At 69.8% G+C, this 17,026-nt stretch carries 13 protein-coding genes; 10 read left to right on the top strand and 3 right to left on the bottom strand.

Features of this window, described 5'->3' with window-relative positions; all coding sequences use genetic code 11:
- Positions 1 to 75: 75 nt before the first annotated feature.
- Together ACFYXB_RS03195 and ACFYXB_RS03190 are read right to left on the bottom strand one after the other, a co-directional pair.
- The gene (locus ACFYXB_RS03195; protein WP_389577152.1) at positions 76 to 453 is read right to left on the bottom strand and encodes a WhiB family transcriptional regulator; all 378 of its coding nucleotides are present in this window, start codon (positions 451 to 453) and stop codon (positions 76 to 78) included.
- Between the two features lie 144 nt (positions 454 to 597).
- Positions 598 to 1,299, bottom strand: coding sequence for a DUF1707 domain-containing protein (locus ACFYXB_RS03190; RefSeq protein WP_389577150.1), 702 nt, complete (start codon positions 1,297 to 1,299; stop codon positions 598 to 600).
- 280 nt (positions 1,300 to 1,579) lie between these two features.
- On the opposite strand from ACFYXB_RS03190, the gene ACFYXB_RS03185 reads away from it, so the two are divergent.
- From ACFYXB_RS03185 to ACFYXB_RS03165, 5 genes are all read left to right on the top strand, one after another.
- Entirely contained in the window at positions 1,580 to 3,256 is a 1,677-nt protein-coding gene (locus ACFYXB_RS03185; protein WP_389577148.1) for a fumarate hydratase, read from the top strand.
- 163 nt (positions 3,257 to 3,419) lie between these two features.
- Positions 3,420 to 4,823, top strand: coding sequence for a class II fumarate hydratase (locus tag ACFYXB_RS03180; protein ID WP_389577146.1), 1,404 nt, complete (start codon positions 3,420 to 3,422; stop codon positions 4,821 to 4,823).
- Between the two features lie 83 nt (positions 4,824 to 4,906).
- Complete coding sequence (locus ACFYXB_RS03175; protein ID WP_389577144.1) at positions 4,907 to 5,608, top strand: DUF402 domain-containing protein; 702 nt, start codon at positions 4,907 to 4,909, stop codon at positions 5,606 to 5,608.
- 293 nt (positions 5,609 to 5,901) lie between these two features.
- On the top strand, positions 5,902 to 8,004 hold the full coding sequence (locus ACFYXB_RS03170) for a SpoIIE family protein phosphatase (protein ID WP_389577142.1): 2,103 nt from the start codon (positions 5,902 to 5,904) through the stop codon (positions 8,002 to 8,004).
- A gap of 97 nt (positions 8,005 to 8,101) precedes the next feature.
- Positions 8,102 to 9,565: a catalase gene (locus tag ACFYXB_RS03165; protein ID WP_389577140.1), complete on the top strand. Its 1,464-nt coding sequence runs from the start codon at positions 8,102 to 8,104 to the stop codon at positions 9,563 to 9,565.
- 71 nt (positions 9,566 to 9,636) lie between these two features.
- Here the strand turns inward: ACFYXB_RS03165 and ACFYXB_RS03160 are convergent, their stop codons facing one another.
- Positions 9,637 to 11,916, bottom strand: a complete 2,280-nt coding sequence (locus ACFYXB_RS03160) for a transglycosylase domain-containing protein (protein ID WP_389577138.1) — start codon at positions 11,914 to 11,916, stop codon at positions 9,637 to 9,639.
- 219 nt (positions 11,917 to 12,135) lie between these two features.
- Here ACFYXB_RS03160 and ACFYXB_RS03155 point away from each other — a divergent pair, with 219 nt between their 5' ends.
- The 5 genes from ACFYXB_RS03155 to ACFYXB_RS03135 all read left to right on the top strand — a co-directional run bounded on the left by ACFYXB_RS03155 (position 12,136) and on the right by ACFYXB_RS03135 (position 16,918).
- Positions 12,136 to 13,056: an SPFH domain-containing protein gene (locus tag ACFYXB_RS03155; RefSeq protein ID WP_389577136.1), complete on the top strand. Its 921-nt coding sequence runs from the start codon at positions 12,136 to 12,138 to the stop codon at positions 13,054 to 13,056.
- Positions 13,053 to 13,289: a hypothetical protein gene (locus ACFYXB_RS03150; protein ID WP_351344209.1), complete on the top strand. Its 237-nt coding sequence runs from the start codon at positions 13,053 to 13,055 to the stop codon at positions 13,287 to 13,289. The genes ACFYXB_RS03155 and ACFYXB_RS03150 overlap by 4 nt, the downstream gene beginning before the upstream one ends.
- A 94-nt stretch (positions 13,290 to 13,383) precedes the next feature.
- Positions 13,384 to 13,908, top strand: coding sequence for a PadR family transcriptional regulator (locus ACFYXB_RS03145; RefSeq protein ID WP_389577134.1), 525 nt, complete (start codon positions 13,384 to 13,386; stop codon positions 13,906 to 13,908).
- Positions 13,905 to 14,594 carry an ABC transporter ATP-binding protein gene (locus tag ACFYXB_RS03140; RefSeq protein ID WP_389577132.1) on the top strand — a complete coding sequence of 230 codons (690 nt, stop codon included), beginning with the start codon at positions 13,905 to 13,907 and terminating at the stop codon, positions 14,592 to 14,594. The genes ACFYXB_RS03145 and ACFYXB_RS03140 overlap by 4 nt, the downstream gene beginning before the upstream one ends.
- Complete coding sequence (locus ACFYXB_RS03135) at positions 14,591 to 16,918, top strand: ABC transporter permease (protein ID WP_389577130.1); 2,328 nt, start codon at positions 14,591 to 14,593, stop codon at positions 16,916 to 16,918. Before ACFYXB_RS03140 ends, ACFYXB_RS03135 begins: the two co-directional genes overlap by 4 nt.
- Positions 16,919 to 17,026 lie beyond the last annotated feature (108 nt).

Genomic DNA, 17,026 nt, shown 5'->3' with positions numbered 1-17,026 from the left:
CCAGTGCCCGCTCATTGAAAAGGGCGCCCCCTTTGTGCGGAAGGGGGGCGCCCCACTCACATGTACCGGACTTCGTCAGCCCGCCGCCGCTATGCGGTTCGTCGCGCGTGCCGCCTTCTTCAGTTCCAGGTCGCGGCGGCGGCGCCGGGCCAGGACCACGCGGCGTTCGGCGGCGGTCAGGCCGCCCCAGACGCCGTACGGCTCGGGCTGGAGCAGTGCGTGCTCGCGGCACTCGACCATCACCGGGCAGCGCGCACAGACCCGCTTGGCCGCCTCCTCTCGGGACAGCCGGGCCGCCGTGGGCTCCTTCGAGGGCGCGAAGAACAGGCCGGCCTCGTCGCGTCGGCACACCGCCTCGGTGTGCCAGGGTGCGTCTTGGTCCCTGTCGCGCGCCGGACCCCGCTGGGCCGGTACGGCAGCTACCTGCAGGGACGAATGCGGCGGTTGCAGCACGGTCTACTCCTGACGACGGCTTCGCGAGCGAGAGACGATGCAGCAAGCCCTACCCGTTGTACGTACGCCTATGCACTGCGTTCGCAACCGAGGGCGCGCGACGGCCGGTTCACGACCCCCCGCGGCGGACCGGGTTCACGACCGTCAACGGTCGAGGTGTTTGCGCAGTGTCCGGTCGACCTTCTGGTGAACGCGGTCGAGGATGTCCGCGACTAGCTTGCCGCGCCGCGGCCGCGCCTCGACATTGCCCAGCACGGCCCACCCGTCCACGTAGACGACGGGCGCCTCGGAGTCGACCGAATCCAGCGTGTCCACCTCGAAGTTGCCGAGCACGCCGCCGCCGGTGCCGCGCAGCGACACGTTCTCCGGGACGCGGATCTGGACGTCACCGAGGACCGAGACCGCCTTGATCACGACCTGCTGGTACTCGAAGATCGCCTCGCTGAGGTCGATCTCCACGGTGCCGAAGACGGCGTACGCGTGCAGCCGGCGGCCGGCGCGCCAGCGGCCTTTGCGGGCGGCGGAGCTGAACACGGCGACAACGTTGGCGTCGGCCTCGGCCGGGATCGCGCCGGATTCCGGTCGGGGTGGCACAGGGGTATAGGCGGGCGCTGCGGAGCGCTGGTGGGCCGCGGGCAGGTCCTGGATGAAGACCTCCAGCTCACCGACCGTCTTGGCGTTCAGCACCCCCTCCACGCGCTCGGCGTGCTCTTCTGCCGTGACGCGCCCTTCGCCGAGGGCGTCGCGCAGGATGTCGGCGATGCGGTCACGGTCGGCGTCCGAGGCGCGCAGCTCGGTCACGCGCGGCGCTGCGGTCTCCTGTTGGGCGTGCTTCTGAAGGTCCACGACAGCAGCGTACCGAAACGCGATAGATCGCGACTAGGGTCTGTTCCGAGTTCCCCGTCGTTCGCGCGGAACGCGAGCGACGCGGCGTTCGGTGCGTGCGATCGGCGTGCGGCATCGCAGGTCATGTGGCGGAGCCACCTGTCCTGTGGCGCAGGCCCCAGGAGGTCTAGGCCAGCCGTGGCGTGAACTGAGCCCAACCTCACAGAATCGCCGTCAGTGGCAGGTTCTACGCTGGTGGGCGCTGCCAATGGAGGCCAGCCGCTGTCTGCCGAGTGAGGAAATGGCTGAGATGCCTGAGTTCGCGTATACCGATCTGCTCCCCCAGGGAGAGGACACCACCCCCTACCGGCTGGTGACCTCCGAGGGTGTCTCCACCTTCGAGGCCGACGGGCGGACGTTCCTCAAGGTCGAGCCAGAGTCGCTGCGCAAGCTCGCCGAAGAGGCCATCCACGACATCCAGCACTACCTGCGGCCCGCGCACCTCGCCCAGCTGCGGCGCATCATCGACGACCCGGAGGCGTCCGGCAACGACAAGTTCGTCGCGCTGGACCTGCTGAAGAACGCGAACATCGCGGCGGCGGGCGTGCTGCCCATGTGCCAGGACACCGGCACCGCGATCGTCATGGGCAAGCGCGGCCAGAACGTCCTCACCTCGGGCGAGGACGAGAAGGCCCTGTCGCACGGCATCTACGACGCCTACACCAAGCTGAACCTGCGCTACTCGCAGATGGCTCCGCTCACCATGTGGGAGGAGAAGAACACCGGCTCCAACCTCCCGGCGCAGATCGAGCTGTACGCGACGGACGGCGGCGCCTACAAGTTCCTCTTCATGGCGAAGGGCGGCGGCTCCGCCAACAAGTCCTTCCTGTACCAGGAGACGAAGGCCGTCCTGAACGAGGCCTCCATGATGAAGTTCCTGGAGGAGAAGATCCGTTCGCTCGGTACGGCCGCCTGCCCGCCGTACCACCTGGCGATCGTCGTCGGCGGTACGAGCGCCGAGTACGCCCTCAAGACCGCGAAGTACGCCTCCGCGCACTACCTGGACAACGCGCCCACCGAGGGCTCGCCACTCGGCCACGGCTTCCGGGACAAGGAGCTGGAGGAGAAGGTCTTCGAGCTGACTCAGAAGATCGGTATCGGCGCTCAGTTCGGCGGCAAGTACTTCTGCCACGACGTCCGCGTCGTCCGCCTCCCCCGCCACGGCGCGTCCTGCCCGGTGGCCATCGCCGTGTCCTGCTCCGCCGACCGCCAGGCCGTCGCGAAGATCACCGCGGAGGGCGTGTTCCTGGAGCAGCTCGAGACGGACCCGGCGCGGTTCCTGCCGGAGACGACGGACGAGCACCTGAACGAGTCCTCCGACGTCGTGAAGATCGACCTGAACCAGCCGATGGAGTCGATCCTCGCCGAGCTGACCAAGTACCCGGTGAAGACCCGGCTTTCCCTCACCGGTCCGCTGGTCGTGGCCCGCGACATCGCGCACGCCAAGATCAAGGAGCGGCTGGACGCGGGCGAGGAGATGCCGCAGTACCTGAAGGACCACCCGGTGTACTACGCGGGCCCGGCGAAAACGCCCGAGGGGTACGCCTCCGGTTCCTTCGGGCCGACCACGGCGGGCCGCATGGACTCCTACGTCGAGCAGTTCCAGGCGGCGGGCGGCTCCAAGGTCATGCTGGCCAAGGGCAACCGCAGCAAGCAGGTCACCGACGCCTGCGGCACCCACGGCGGCTTCTACCTCGGCTCCATCGGCGGCCCCGCCGCCCGGCTCGCTCAGGACTGCATCAAGAAGGTCGAGGTCGTCGAGTACGAGGAGCTCGGCATGGAGGCGGTCTGGAAGATCGAGGTCGAGGACTTCCCGGCGTTCATCGTCGTCGACGACAAGGGCAACGACTTCTTCCAGGATCCGGCACCGCAGCCGACGTTCACGACGATCCCGGTGCGCGGGCCCGGGCTGGCGTGATCTGACACCGACCGGCGTGAGGGGCCTCGGGCGCTGTCGCCCGGGGCCCCTTCGTGTGCCGGTATCCGGGTGGCGTTCGGGGCGTCGGGGGCTGTCGGGAGCACGCGCGTGACAGGAATAGCCTCGGCGCGGACCGCGCTGACCCGGACGGAGGTGATCGGCTGTGGCCGACGGTCAGCAGGAGCAGACGTACCGGATCGAGCACGATTCGATGGGTGAGGTGCGGGTCCCCGCGGATGCCAAGTGGCGTGCGCAGACCCAGCGGGCGGTGGAGAACTTCCCCATTTCCGGTCAGCGCATCGAGCGGGCGCACATCGAGGCACTGGCCCGGATCAAGGCGGCCGCCGCGAAGGTGAACGCCGAGCTGGGTGTGGTGGACAAGGAGGTCGCGCAGGCGATCCAGGACGCGGCGGCCGAGGTCGCCGAGGGGGCGTGGGACGCGCACTTCCCCATCGACGTGTTCCAGACGGGGTCCGGGACCTCGTCCAACATGAACACGAACGAGGTCATCGCCACCCTGGCGAGCGAGCGGCTCGGCCGGGACGTGCATCCGAACGACCACGTCAACGCCTCGCAGTCGTCCAACGACGTCTTCCCGTCGTCCATCCACATCGCCGCGACCGCCGCCGTCACCCGCGATCTGATCCCGGCCCTGGAGCACCTCGCCGCGGCGCTGGAGCACAAGGCGGAGGAGTTCGCGGACGTCGTGAAGTCCGGGCGGACGCATCTGATGGACGCCACGCCGGTGACCCTGGGGCAGGAGTTCGGCGGGTACGCCGCCCAGGTGCGGTACGGGATCGAGCGGCTGCGGGCGTCCCTGCCCCGGCTCGCCGAACTGCCGCTGGGCGGCACCGCGGTGGGCACCGGCATCAACACCCCGCCCGGCTTCTCCGCGGCCGTCATCGAGGAGGTGGCGCGGGCCACCGGGCTGCCGCTCACCGAGGCGCGCAACCACTTCGAGGCGCAGGGCGCGCGGGACGGGATCGTCGAGACCAGCGGGCAGCTGCGGACCATCGCCGTCGGGCTGACCAAGATCGCCAACGATCTGCGCTGGATGTCCTCCGGACCGCGCACCGGGCTCTCCGAGATCCAGCTCCCCGACCTCCAGCCCGGCTCCTCGATCATGCCGGGCAAGGTCAACCCGGTCATCCCGGAAGCGGTGCTCATGGTGAGCGCGCAGGTCATCGGCAACGACGTTGCCATCGCCACGGCCGGCGCGGCGGGCAACTTCGAGCTGAACGTCATGCTGCCGGTCATCGCGCGCAACGTGCTGGAGTCCGTACGACTGCTCGCCAACGTCTCCCGGCTGCTCGCCGACCGCACCGTGGACGGCATCACCGCGAACCGCGAACGTGCCCGCGAGTACGCCGAGTCGTCGCCCTCCGTGGTCACGCCGCTGAACAAGTACATCGGGTACGAGGAGGCCGCCAAGGTGGCCAAGAAGGCCCTCGCGCAGCGCCGGACGATCCGTCAGGTGGTGCTGGAGGGCGGGTACGTGGAACGCGGCGACCTCACCCTGGAGCAGCTCGACGAGGCGCTGGATGTCCTGCGTATGACGCGTCCGTGACCGGTCGTGAACCTTTCCGGGGGAGGGCGAGAACCGTGACGCGCGCCGCAGCGTCGTATGCCTGGGGCACCTAATATCTGTGCATGGCAGACGGCGGAGCGGTGAGACGCGTGGAACGCGGAACGGCGGCGGACCCGGCGGGCTTCTGGGCGCCCGGGAGTCACATCCTGTGGCGGTACCGGGAGAACGCCTCTGAGCGCTTCCACATCGCGCGCCCGGTCACCGTCGTACGGGACGACCCCGAGCTGCTCGCCGTGTGGCTGGCGCCCGGCACCGAGTGTGTGAAGCCGGTGCTGGCCGACGGCACGCCGGTGCAACTCGAGCCGCTCGAGTCCCGGTACACCAGGCCGCGCGGCGTGCAGCTCGACCGCTGGTTCGGCACGGGTGTGCTCAAGCTGGCCCGGCCCGGCGAGCCCTGGTCGGTGTGGCTGTTCTGGGAGCCGGGCTGGCAGTTCAAGAACTGGTACGTCAATCTTGAGGAACCGCTGGCCCGTTGGGCTGGCGGGGTCGACTCCGAAGACCACTTCCTGGACATCTCCGTGCACCCGGACCGCAGTTGGCACTGGCGCGACGAGGACGAGTTCGCACAGGCCCAGCGGGACGGCCTGATGGGCGCTGAACTCGCCCAACGGGTACGGGAGGCGGGGAGCTCGGCGGTGGCGGCGATCGACGCCTGGGGCCCGCCGTTCGATCAGGATTGGCAGCACTGGCGCCCGGACCCGTCCTGGGCGGTACCGTCACTGCCCAAGGACTGGGACCGTACGCCCGCGCACGTGTCCACATGAGACCCTTGATGCGCCCCCGGTCCACAACCGTAGGATCGTCCTCCGCAAGGGCGCAGCCACAACTCCCGGATCTTGTGCCGGGCTTGACCGAACGTCACCGAGGGGCGGCAGGACGTGAGCGAGGGGTACGAGGGCAACACCGGCCTGAACCGCAGAGGGTTCGCCGGTGGCACAGGCACAGCCTCTGACCACGCGGGAATTCCGTTCCTGGGACACGTATTCCGGGTATCGGCATTTCGGCGGGACGAACTGCGTGCGCGGTGCGCAGCCCCGGACGGACGGATGCGACACGCGTGACGGAGCACCCCACCTCCTACGAACGCCCTCAGCCGGGCGCCGACCCCGCGGATCCCCGCGGGGCGCTGCTGCGTTCCCCGAAGCCGTTCGGCGCCGCTTTACCGGCACAGGCCCGCACCGGCGAGACGCCGGCGCCGGGGACGAGCACACCCTCCGGGAAGCCGGGGACGAACACGCCCCCCGGGAAGGGGAAGGAGCCCCCAGTCAACGGCCCCGAGCACTCCCAGCCGGCCGCGGCGGAGACCGACACGCACCGCCCGCGCCCCACGCCGGCGCCGGAGGCGATCCCGCCCCAGCCGGGCGCCGAGCAGGAGCGGGCCGCCGGCTCCCAGGAGCGCCGTACGGGGCGGGGACTGCCGCCCGGGCGGCCGATGCCGATGCGGCGGGACGGGGACCGGCTGCGGTTCGTGGGCGCCGCGACCCGGCGGATCGCCCGCGGCATCGACCTCGACGAGATCGTCATGGGCCTGTGCCGGGCCACCGTGCCAACCTTCTCGGACGCGATCCTGGTCTATCTGCGCGACCCGCTGCCGGTCGGCGACGAGCGCCCCACCGGGCCCGTGGTGCTGCGGCTGCGCCGCACCGACCGGATTCCGGAGGAGCGTGACACCGAGGGCGGCTTCCTGCCCGCGCCGGCGCCGGAGCCCGACGGGTCGGAGCTGTCCGGGCTGTCCGCGCTGACGGCCGAGCTGTGCGAGGTACGGCCCGGCGGCGCACTCAACGAGGTGCTGCGCGGCGTCCGGCCCGTGTTCGCGGACACGCCCGCCGCCCGCGCCGCACTGCCCGAACTCCTCGGCGAGGGCGGTGAGTCGGTGGTGCCCGGCGGACAGCACGCGATCCTCGCGCCGCTGCGCGGCCGCCGCCGGGTCATCGGTGCCGCGCTGTTCCTGCGCCGCCCCGAGCGCCTGGCGTTCGAGGCCGACGACCTGCTGGTCGCCGCCCAGCTGGCCACCCACAGCGCGCTCGGCATCGACAAGGCGGTGCTGTACGGCCGCGAGGCGTACATCGCCGACGAGCTGCAGCGCACGATGCTGCCCGAGCATCTGCCCCGTGCGACGGGCGTCCGGCTGGCGTCCCGCTATCTGCCCGCCGCCGAGACCGCCCGCGTCGGCGGCGACTGGTACGACGCGATCCCGCTGCCCGGCAGCCGGGTCGCGCTGGTCGTCGGCGACGTGATGGGCCACTCCATGACCTCCGCCGCGATCATGGGCCAGCTGCGCACCACGGCGCAGACCCTGGCCGGGCTGGACCTGCCGCCCCAGGAGGTGCTGCACCATCTCGACGAGCAGGCCCAGCGGCTGGGCACCGACCGCATGGCGACCTGCCTGTACGCCGTGTACGACCCGGTCTCGCACCGCATCACCATCGCCAACGCCGGCCATCCGCCGCCGGTCCTGCTGCACCTGGGCGGCCGGGCCGAGGTGCTGCGGGTGCCGGCGGGCGCGCCCATCGGCGTCGGCGGGGTGGACTTCGAGGCCGTCGAGCTGGACGCGCCCGCCGGGGCCACGCTGCTCCTCTACACGGACGGCCTGGTCGAGTCGCGGCTGAGGGACGTGTGGACCGGCATAGAGCAGCTGCGCGAGAAGCTCGCCGCGACCGCGCAGCTCACCGGCCCCGATCACCCGCCGCCCCTCGAAGCCCTGTGCGACGAGGTGCTCGACATGCTCGGTCCGGGCGACCGGGACGACGACATCGCGCTGCTCGCCGCCCGCTTCGACGGGATCGCGCCGAGTGACGTGGCGTACTGGTTCCTGGAGCCGGAGGACGCGGCGCCCGGCCGGGCCCGCCGGCTGGCGCGGCGCGCGCTGTCCCGCTGGGGTCTGGAGGACCTGAGCGATTCGGTGGAGCTCCTGGTCAGCGAGGTCGTGACGAACGCCGTGCGCTATGCGTCACGGCCGGTCACGCTGCGTCTGCTGCGGACGGACGTGCTGCGCTGCGAGGTCGGCGACGACGTGCCGCAGCTGCCGCGCCTGAGGCAGGCGCGGGCGACCGACGAGGGCGGGCGCGGGCTGTATCTGGTGAACAAACTGGCCAGACGGTGGGGCGCGACACGGCTGAGCACCGGGAAGGTGGTCTGGTTCGAGCTGAACCGGAATTAGACCCGGTCCAAATGTTGCTGATGTCCTTGCACCGGAGTTGACTGGCTGTGGTGAGCGAGACGACCTGACCACCCACGTGCACGACGGGAGGACGCTCGTGACGCAGGCACCTCAGCAGGTTCCGTACACGACGAACAACGCGGGAATCCCGGTGGAGAGCGACGAACACTCGCTCACCGTCGGGTCCGACGGACCGATCCTGCTCCAGGACCACTACCTCATCGAGAAAATGGCCCAGTTCAACCGCGAACGGGTCCCCGAGCGAGTGGTCCACGCCAAGGGAGCGGGAGCGTACGGCTTCTTCGAAGTCACCAACGACATCAGCCAGTTCACCAAGGCCGACCTGTTTCAGCCAGGGAAGCGCACGGAGATGCTGGCGCGCTTCTCGACCGTCGCGGGTGAGCAGGGCTCCCCCGACACCTGGCGCGACCCGCGCGGTTTCGCGCTCAAGTTCTACACGGAGTACGGCAACTACGACCTGGTCGGCAACAACACGCCGATCTTCTTCGTCCGTGACTCGCAGAAGTTCCAGGACTTCATCCGCTCGCAGAAGCGTCGGCCGGACAGCGGTCTGCGCGACAACAACATGCAGTGGGACTTCTGGACACTGTCCCCCGAGTCCGCGCACATGGTGACGTGGCTGATGGGCGACCGCGGCATCCCGAAGACGTACCGCAACATGAATGGCTACTCGTCCCACACCTATATGTGGGTCAACGGCGGCGGTGAGCGGTTCTGGGTCAAGTACCACATCAAGACGGACCAGGGCATCGACTTCCTCACCCAGGCCGAGGCGGACGAGCTCGCCGGCACCGACGCCGACGTCCACCGCCGCGACCTGTTCCAGTCGATCGAGTCCGGGAACGCGCCGAGCTGGACGATGCACGTCCAGGTCATGCCGTTCGAGGACGCGCCCGACTACCGGTTCAACCCGTTCGACCTGACCAAGGTGTGGCCGCACGGCGACTACCCGCTGATCGAGGTCGGCCGGATGACCCTGAACACGAACCCGGACAACTACTTCGTCCACATCGAGCAGGCCGCGTTCGAGCCGTCCAACATGGTGCCGGGCATCGGCCCGTCCCCCGACAAGATGTTGCTCGGCCGGCTGTTCTCCTACCCGGACACGCATCGCTACCGGATCGGCCCCAACTACGCCCAGTTGCCGCCGAACCGCGCCCACGCGCCGGTGAACTCGTACGCGAAGGACGGCCCGATGCGGTACGAGGCCGCGCGGACCGGCGCGGTGTACGCGCCCAACTCGTACGGCGGACCGGCCGCGGACGTCGGGCGGTTCGGGGACGTCGCGGGCTGGCGGACGGCCGGCGAGATGGTGCGGGAGGCGTACGCCTTGCACGCCGAGGACGACGACTGGGGGCAGCCGGGGACGATGGTCCGTGAGGTCCTCGACGACGCTGCGCGTGATCGGCTCGTGTCCAACGTGAGCGGGCACCTGAAGCAGGGCGTGTCCCGGCCGGTGCTCGACCGCGCGCTGCAGTACTGGCGCAACATCGACAAGGAGATCGGAGACCGGATCGCCCACAAGGTCAACGGGGGTTGAGAAGTTCGCGGGGAACTGCGCGTCCGTTGTGGCTGGGCGTACAGTTCCCCGCTCTCTTTGAGCACTGTGACCTACTGTTGGCTATTCGGTTCCAAGGGGTCCAGTGTGATGCCGCCCGTCGGGGTCTGTGTCGGCGGTGTTGGCACCCTCGTCGTCGGCGTCTGTGACGGCGCCTTCGTCGTCGGCGTCTGCGTCGGGGTTTGCGTCGGGGTTTTCGACGTGGGTGGCGCCGATGTCGGTGTCTGGGACGGGGTTTCCGATGTCGGCGGGGCCGTCGTCGGGGTCTTTGTCGGCTGTACCGCCGCGCCCTGGTCGGTGTCCAGGTTGAACTTGGCCGTGTCCGTGACGCCGAAGGTGTACGCCGCCCAGATCTGCGCCGGGTAGCCACCGCCGTTGATCCTGCCGGTGCCGGGGATCAGGCCGGTCGCGCCCGCCAGGGTCGTGTGCTCGTGGGTCTTCTGGTCCTCGCCGAACAGCCCGACCGAGGTGACCAGGTCCGGCGTGTAGCCGGTGAACCAGGCCGACTTGTTCTCGTCGGAGGTACCGGTCTTGCCAGCCACCTGCTGGCCCTGGCGCAGCGGGTTGTTCGCCACCGACTGCCGGGCCGTACCGTCGTCGACCACGCCCGTCAGCACCGACGTCACCGTGTCCGCGGCCGTACGGCTGATCACCTGGTCGCCGATCGGGTCGGGGATCTCGGCGCTGCGGTTCTTCTTCTCCGCCGACTTGAGGATCGACGGCGTCACCTTCTTGCCGTGGTTGTCGAGGGTGGCGTAGATCCCTGCCATCTCCAGCGGGCTCGCGCCCATGGAACCCAGCGTCTGCGCGGGCACCGCCTGCATGCCCTTGGTGTCCATGCCCAGGCTCTTGGCCGTGCCCATCACCTTGTCCATGCCCACGTCGATGCCCATCTGTGCGAAGACGGAGTTGACCGACTTGTTCATGGCCGTCTGGACGGTGATGTTGCCGTAGTTCTGGTCGTCCTCGTTGGGCGGGTGGAAGCCGACCTTCCTTCCGTTGTCCACGGCGTCACGGCCACTCGTGCCGTCGTAGACCGTGTTCGCGTCGATCGGCTTGCCGCTCTGGGTCTGGGCGTTCGACTCCAGGGCGGCGGCGAGGATCACCGGCTTGAACGTCGAGGCGGGCTGATAGTCCCGGCGGGTCGCGTTGCTCAGGTAGTGCTTGTAGTAGTCCACGCCGCCGTACAGGGCGACGATCCTGCCCGTCTTGGGGTCCACGGAGACGGCCCCGGCCTGCACGTGGTCGTCGACCTTGCGCTTCTTCGGGTCGAGCTTGCCGGTCAGCTCCTCCTTGACGGCCTTCTCCAGCTGCGCCTGCTTCTTCCGGTCGATGTTCAGAGTGATGGTCCAGCCCTGGTCGACGACCGCGGTCTCCGCCTGGGACTGCGTCAGGCCCTCCTGGTCCATCAGCTGCTGTTCGAGCTGCTTGTTGGCCAGATCGACCAGATAGCCCTTCTGCCCTTCCAGACCGGGGGCGCCCTTGGGCGCGAGAGGCACCGGGAACTTCATGGCGTCGCGCTTGGCCTTGTCCAGCCAGCCCTCCTCGACCATGTTGTTCAGGACGTAGTTCCAGCGGTCCTTCACCAGCCTCTTGCCGGTGTCGGACGCGACGGCCCAGTCGTACTGGCTCGGCGCCTGGAGCAGGGAGGCCAGGTACGCGCCCTGTTCGACCGTGAGGTCCTGCGCGTCGACCCGGTAGTAGGCCTGCGCCGCGGCCTGGATGCCGTAGGCGTTGCGGCCGTAGTAGCTGGTGTTGATGTAGCCCGCGAGGATGTCGTCCTTGGACTTCTGGCGGTCCACCTTGAGCGAGATGACCAGTTCCTTCAGCTTGCGCGTGACGGTCTGGTCCTGGTTGAGGTAGTAGTTCTTGACGTACTGCTGGGTGATCGTCGAACCACCCTGCTTGCCCTTGCCCGACAGCGTGTTGATCAGACCGCGCGCGGTGCCCTTGAAGTCGACGCCGGCGTCTTTGTAGAAGCTCTTGTTCTCGGCGGCCACGAAGGTCAGCTGGACCTTCCTCGGCACCCTGGACAGGTCCACGATCTCGCGGTTGACCTCGCCTTTGCGGGCCAGGATGGTGCCGTCGCTGTACTTGTAGACGTTGCTCTGGCGCTGGGCGGCCGTGTTGCCCTTGGGCACGTCCACCACCAGGTACAGCACGATGAAGGAGCCGATGCCGAGCAGGCACAGTCCGAGGAACGTGCCGAGGATCTTCTTCCAGGTGAAGAGCCTGCGTATGACGCTCTTGCCGGAACCGGCCGACGAGCGGTTCCTGGGCGCCGCGCGGTGGCCACCGCGCTGTCGCGCTCGTCTCTCTTCCGCTCGCCCCATGGGTTGGTCGCTCCCGTTTCCGTGTCGAGGTCAGCTCAGAAAGCTAGCACCCGTCTATATGACAAACGGGCTGTGATCCGCTCTTTTACGGACGTGACAATCAGCACCCCGTTCCATAGGAACCGACGGCCGAGAGGGTTCGAGGGTTGCTTTGGCGGGGTAAAGTGATATCAGTTAGATAGATAGAAGCTAAGCCGTCACGAGAACGGGGGACCCACCATGCCCACACACGACGACGTACCCGAGATGCCCGCCCCGCGCGTCCGCGAGTTCACCGCGCACAGCATCGGCGGCGGGCTCGCGCTGCTGCTCGGGCTGGTCGGGCTGGCGGGAGCCGTCGCCCTGATCGTCGCCTCCTCGGCGGTGACCGCGGGCGGTGCCAAGGCCGGGCTGATCGTCGCCGGCGTGCTCGTCTTCCTCGCCGCCGTCATCGCGATGCGCGGCCTGAACACGGTGGCGCCGGGCGAGGCGCGGGTGGTGCAGCTCTTCGGGCGGTACCGGGGGACGATCCGGCAGGACGGACTGCGTTGGGTCAATCCCTTCACCTCACGCACGAAGATCTCCACGCGCGTGCGCAACCACGAGACCGCCGTCCTCAAGGTCAACGACGCCTACGGCAACCCGATCGAGCTCGCCGCGGTCGTGGTCTGGAACGTCCAGGACACCGCCCAGGCCACCTTCGAGGTCGACGACTACACCAAGTTCATCGCCACGCAGACCGAGACGGCCGTACGGCACATCGCGATCGAGTACCCGTACGACGCCCACGACGAGGACGGGCTCTCGCTGCGCGGCAACGCCGAGGAAATCACCGAGAAGCTCGCCACCGAGTTGCACGCGCGCGTGGAGGCGGCCGGAGTGCGGATCATCGAGTCGCGCTTCACGCATCTCGCGTACGCTCCCGAGATCGCCTCGGCGATGCTCCAGCGGCAGCAGGCCGGCGCCGTCGTGGCCGCCCGGCGCCAGATCGTCGACGGAGCCGTGGGCATGGTGGAGGCGGCGCTCGCTCGCATTGCCGAGCGGGGCATCGTGGAACTGGACGACGAGCGCAAGGCGGCGATGGTGTCCAACCTGATGGTGATGCTGTGCGGGGACCGCGCACCGCAGCCCGTACTGAACACGGGGACCCTCTACCAGTGACGGATCCCTCCGAGGAGACACCCCGGCGCCGGCCGCAGCAGCGCAAGCAGGTGCTGCTGCGGCTGGACCCGCTGGTGTACGAGGCGCTGGCCCGCTGGGCGGGCGACGAACTGCGGTCGGCCAATGCGCAGATCGAGTTCCTGCTGCGCAAGGCGCTGGCGGAGGCGGGTCGCCTACCCCGTGACACCGGTCCCCTGCCGCGCCGGGGCCGGCCGCCTGTCGCAGAACCGTGACAATCGGCCCCCACCTGCGGCGCCGTACGCCCCGCCATGATCTACACACGCCGCGTATACATGCGACGTATACACCGTGTGTAGAGTGCTCGGCATGTCCATCGGTCACACCCTCCTGGGGCTCCTGGAGTCCGGCCCGCGCCACGGCTACGACCTGAAGCGGGCCTTCGACGAGAAGTTCGGTCACGACCGGCCGCTGCACTACGGCCAGGTCTACTCGACGATGTCCCGGCTGCTGAAGAACGGGCTCGTCGAAGTCGACGGGATCGAGGCGGGCGGCGGCCCCGAGCGCAAGCGGTACGCCATCACCGACGCCGGGATCACCGACGTCGAACACTGGCTGGCGACACCCGAGAAGCCGGAGGAATACCTCCAGTCGACCCTCTACACCAAGGTCGTCCTCGCGCTGCTCACCCACCGCGACGCCGCCGACGTCCTCGACCACCAGCGCGCCGAGCACCTGCGCAGCATGCGGATCCTGACCGACCGCAAGCGCAAGGGCGACCTCGCGGACCAACTGATCTGCGACCACGCCCTGTTCCACCTCGAGGCCGACCTGCGCTGGCTGGAACTGACCGCCGCGCGCCTCGACAGGCTCCGTGAGGTGGTGGCCAGGTGAGCGCTCCCGCCGGTTCCCTGCTCGCCGCCGAGCAGTTGCGCAAGGCGTACGGCCCGACCGCCGCGCTCGACGGCGCCGACTTCTCCATCCACCCCGGCGAGGTCGTCGCCGTGATGGGCCCCTCCGGGTCCGGCAAGTCGACGCTGCTGCACTGCCTCGCCGGCATCGTGCCGCCCGACTCGGGGTCGATCACGTACGACGGGCGCGAGCTCGCGACGATGAGCGACGCCCAGCGCAGTGAGCTCAGGCGCTCCGAGTTCGGGTTCGTGTTCCAGTTCGGCCAGCTCGTACCAGAGTTGACGTGCGTGGAGAACGTGGCGCTGCCGCTGCGGCTGAACGGCACCTCCCGCAAGGAGGCCGAGCGGGCCGCCCTGAACTGGATGCAGCGCCTTGAGGTCGACGACCTCAAGGGCAAGCGGCCCGGTGAGGTCTCCGGCGGCCAGGGGCAGCGGGTCGCCGTGGCGCGGGCGCTGGTCACCGGGCCCCGGGTGCTGTTCGCCGACGAGCCGACCGGCGCGCTCGACTCGCTGAACGGCGAGCGAGTGATGGAGCTGCTGACGGACGCGGCCCGGTCCACCAACGCGGCCGTCGTCCTCGTCACGCACGAGGCCCGGGTCGCCGCCTACTCCGACCGCGAGATCGTCGTACGGGACGGGAAGTCCCGGGACATGGAGCGGGCCGTATGAAGGCCGGGCAGTGGGGCCGGGATCTGGCCATGGGGGTCCGGTTCGCCTTCACCGGCGGGCGCGAGGGGTGGATCCGGGTCCTGCTGACGGCCGTCGGCGTGGGACTCGGCGTGGCCCTGCTGCTGCTGACGACCGCGATCCCGAGCGCGCTGAGCGCACGGCACGCGCGCGAGGAGGCCCGGCTGGACTACACGTACGGCAACGCCGTGAAGCGCCCGGCCGACGACACGTTCGTCATCGCCGACGCCGACACGGTCTACCACGACAAGGACGTCCGGGGGCGGCTGGTCGAGCCCGACGGGTCGCGGGCGCCACTGCCGCCGGGTCTCGCGAAGTATCCGGCACCCGGCGAGATGGTCGTCTCGCCCGCGCTGAAGGAGCTGCTCGCCTCCGACGGGGCGAAGCTGCTGCGGGAGCGGCTGCCGTACCGGATCACCGGCACCATCGGGGAGAGCGGTCTTGTCGGCGCGCACGAACTCGCGTACTACGCGGGCGCCGAGGGGCTCGCCGCGAAGATCGACGGCTCCCGGGTGGCCCGTATCGACGCCTACGGCAACCCGAGTCCGACGACCGAGCAGACCGACCCGGTGCTGGTGCTGCTGGTCCTCGTCGTGTTCGCCGTGCTGCTGATGCCGGTCGCCGTGTTCATCGCCGCGGCCGTACGGTTCGGCGGCGAGCGACGTGACCGCAGGCTGGCGGCGCTGAGGCTGGTCGGCTCCGACAGCGGGATGACCCGGCGGATCGCCGCGGGCGAGGCCCTCGCGGGCGCACTGCTCGGCCTGGTCCTCGGCGCCGGCTTCTTCCTGGTGGGCCGTGAGGTCGCGGGCTCCGTGGAGATCCTCGACATCAGCGTGTTCCCCAGCTATCTGAACCCCTCGCCGCTGCTGGCCGTGCTCGTCGGCGTCGCGGTCCCGGCGGCCGCGGTACTGGTCACCCTGCTCGCCCTGCGCGGCGTCGTGATCGAGCCGCTGGGCGTGGTCCGTACGGCACGGCCGGCGCGCAGGCGCCTGTGGTGGCGGCCGCTGCTGCCGCTGGGCGGTCTGGCACTGCTCTACCCGATGATCGGGCAGGGCCGGGACAACGGGAGCTTCAACCAGTACCTGGTCACCGCCGGCGTCATCCTCATCCTCGTCGGCATCACAGCGCTGCTGCCGTGGATCGTGGAGGCGGTCGTCGCCCGGCTCGGGTCCGGCTCGGTCGCCTGGCAACTGGCCGTACGGCGGCTGCAGTTGAGCAGCGGCACGGCGGCGCGCATGGTCAACGGCATCGCGGTGGCGGTGGCCGGCGCGATCGCGCTGCAGATGCTGTTCGCCGGGGTGCAGGGCGACTACACCAAGCAGACGAAGAACGACCTCTCCCGCGCCCAGATGCAGGTGCACGTCCCGCGGGGTGTCCAACTCCACGACGCGGCCGGGAAGTTCGAGGCCACGAAGGGCGTCAGCAAGGTCATCGCCCTGTCCGGTGACGTCGTCGGCGACCGGCGTCGCGACCCCGAGCACACCTCGGAGATGACCATCGGCGACTGCGCGGCCCTGCGCGAGGTGGCGGTGCTGCCCTCGTGCCGTGACGGTGACGTGTTCGTCCTGAGGGGCAGCGAGTACGACTCCGACACCCCGAAGCTCGCCACGGCGGGCCGGACGATGTACTTCGACCCGTCCTACTCCGGCTCGCCCGGCGCGGCCACCCCGTGGACCGTACCGGCGCATCTGAAGCAGGCCCGGTCCATCAAGGACCCCACCGGGATCCGGCGCGGCGGCTTCCTGCTGACGCCGAGCGCGCTGCCCGCCACGGCCAAGTCCGCTCAGGGGCAGCTCTATCTGGCGCTGGACGAGTCCGTCACGGACGTGCGCGAGTACGTGCGCAACACTGCGGCCGGCATCGACCCGATGGCGGACCCGATGGTGTGGGCGGCCACTCAGCAGGCCGGGAAGTTCACCTCCATCCGCACCGGTCTGTTCGTGGGCGCGACCTGTGTGCTGGCGCTGATCGGCGCGAGCCTGCTGGTGTCGCAGCTGGAGCAGTTGCGCGAACGCAGGAAGCTGCTGTCGTCCCTGGTCGCCTTCGGCACCCGGCGCCGCACCCTGGGCCTGTCGGTGCTGTGGCAGACGGCGATCCCGATCGCGCTCGGGCTGCTGCTCGCCTCTGTGGTGGGCCTGACCCTGGGCGCCGTGCTGCTGCGGATGACGAGCACGACGGTGGCCGTGGACTGGGCGAGCGTCCTCACGATGACCGGCATCGGCGCGGCGATCGTGCTCGTCGTGACGCTGCTCAGCATGCCGCCGCTCATGCGGCTGATGCGCGCGGACGGGCTGCGCACGGAGTAGTCACCGCATGTGGGCCCTTCCCCGTCCGGGAGGGGCCCGCATGCCGGCCCACCTGCCCTGCCGTCACAGGCTGCGCTCCCGCACCACCCTCCGGGTCTGCCCGAACAG

Source organism: Streptomyces sp. NPDC002619, from assembly GCF_042889305.1.
Classification (GTDB): domain Bacteria; phylum Actinomycetota; class Actinomycetes; order Streptomycetales; family Streptomycetaceae; genus Streptomyces.
The sequence above is the reverse complement of the archived record's forward strand: the minus strand, read 5'-3'. Positions and strand labels throughout refer to the sequence as shown.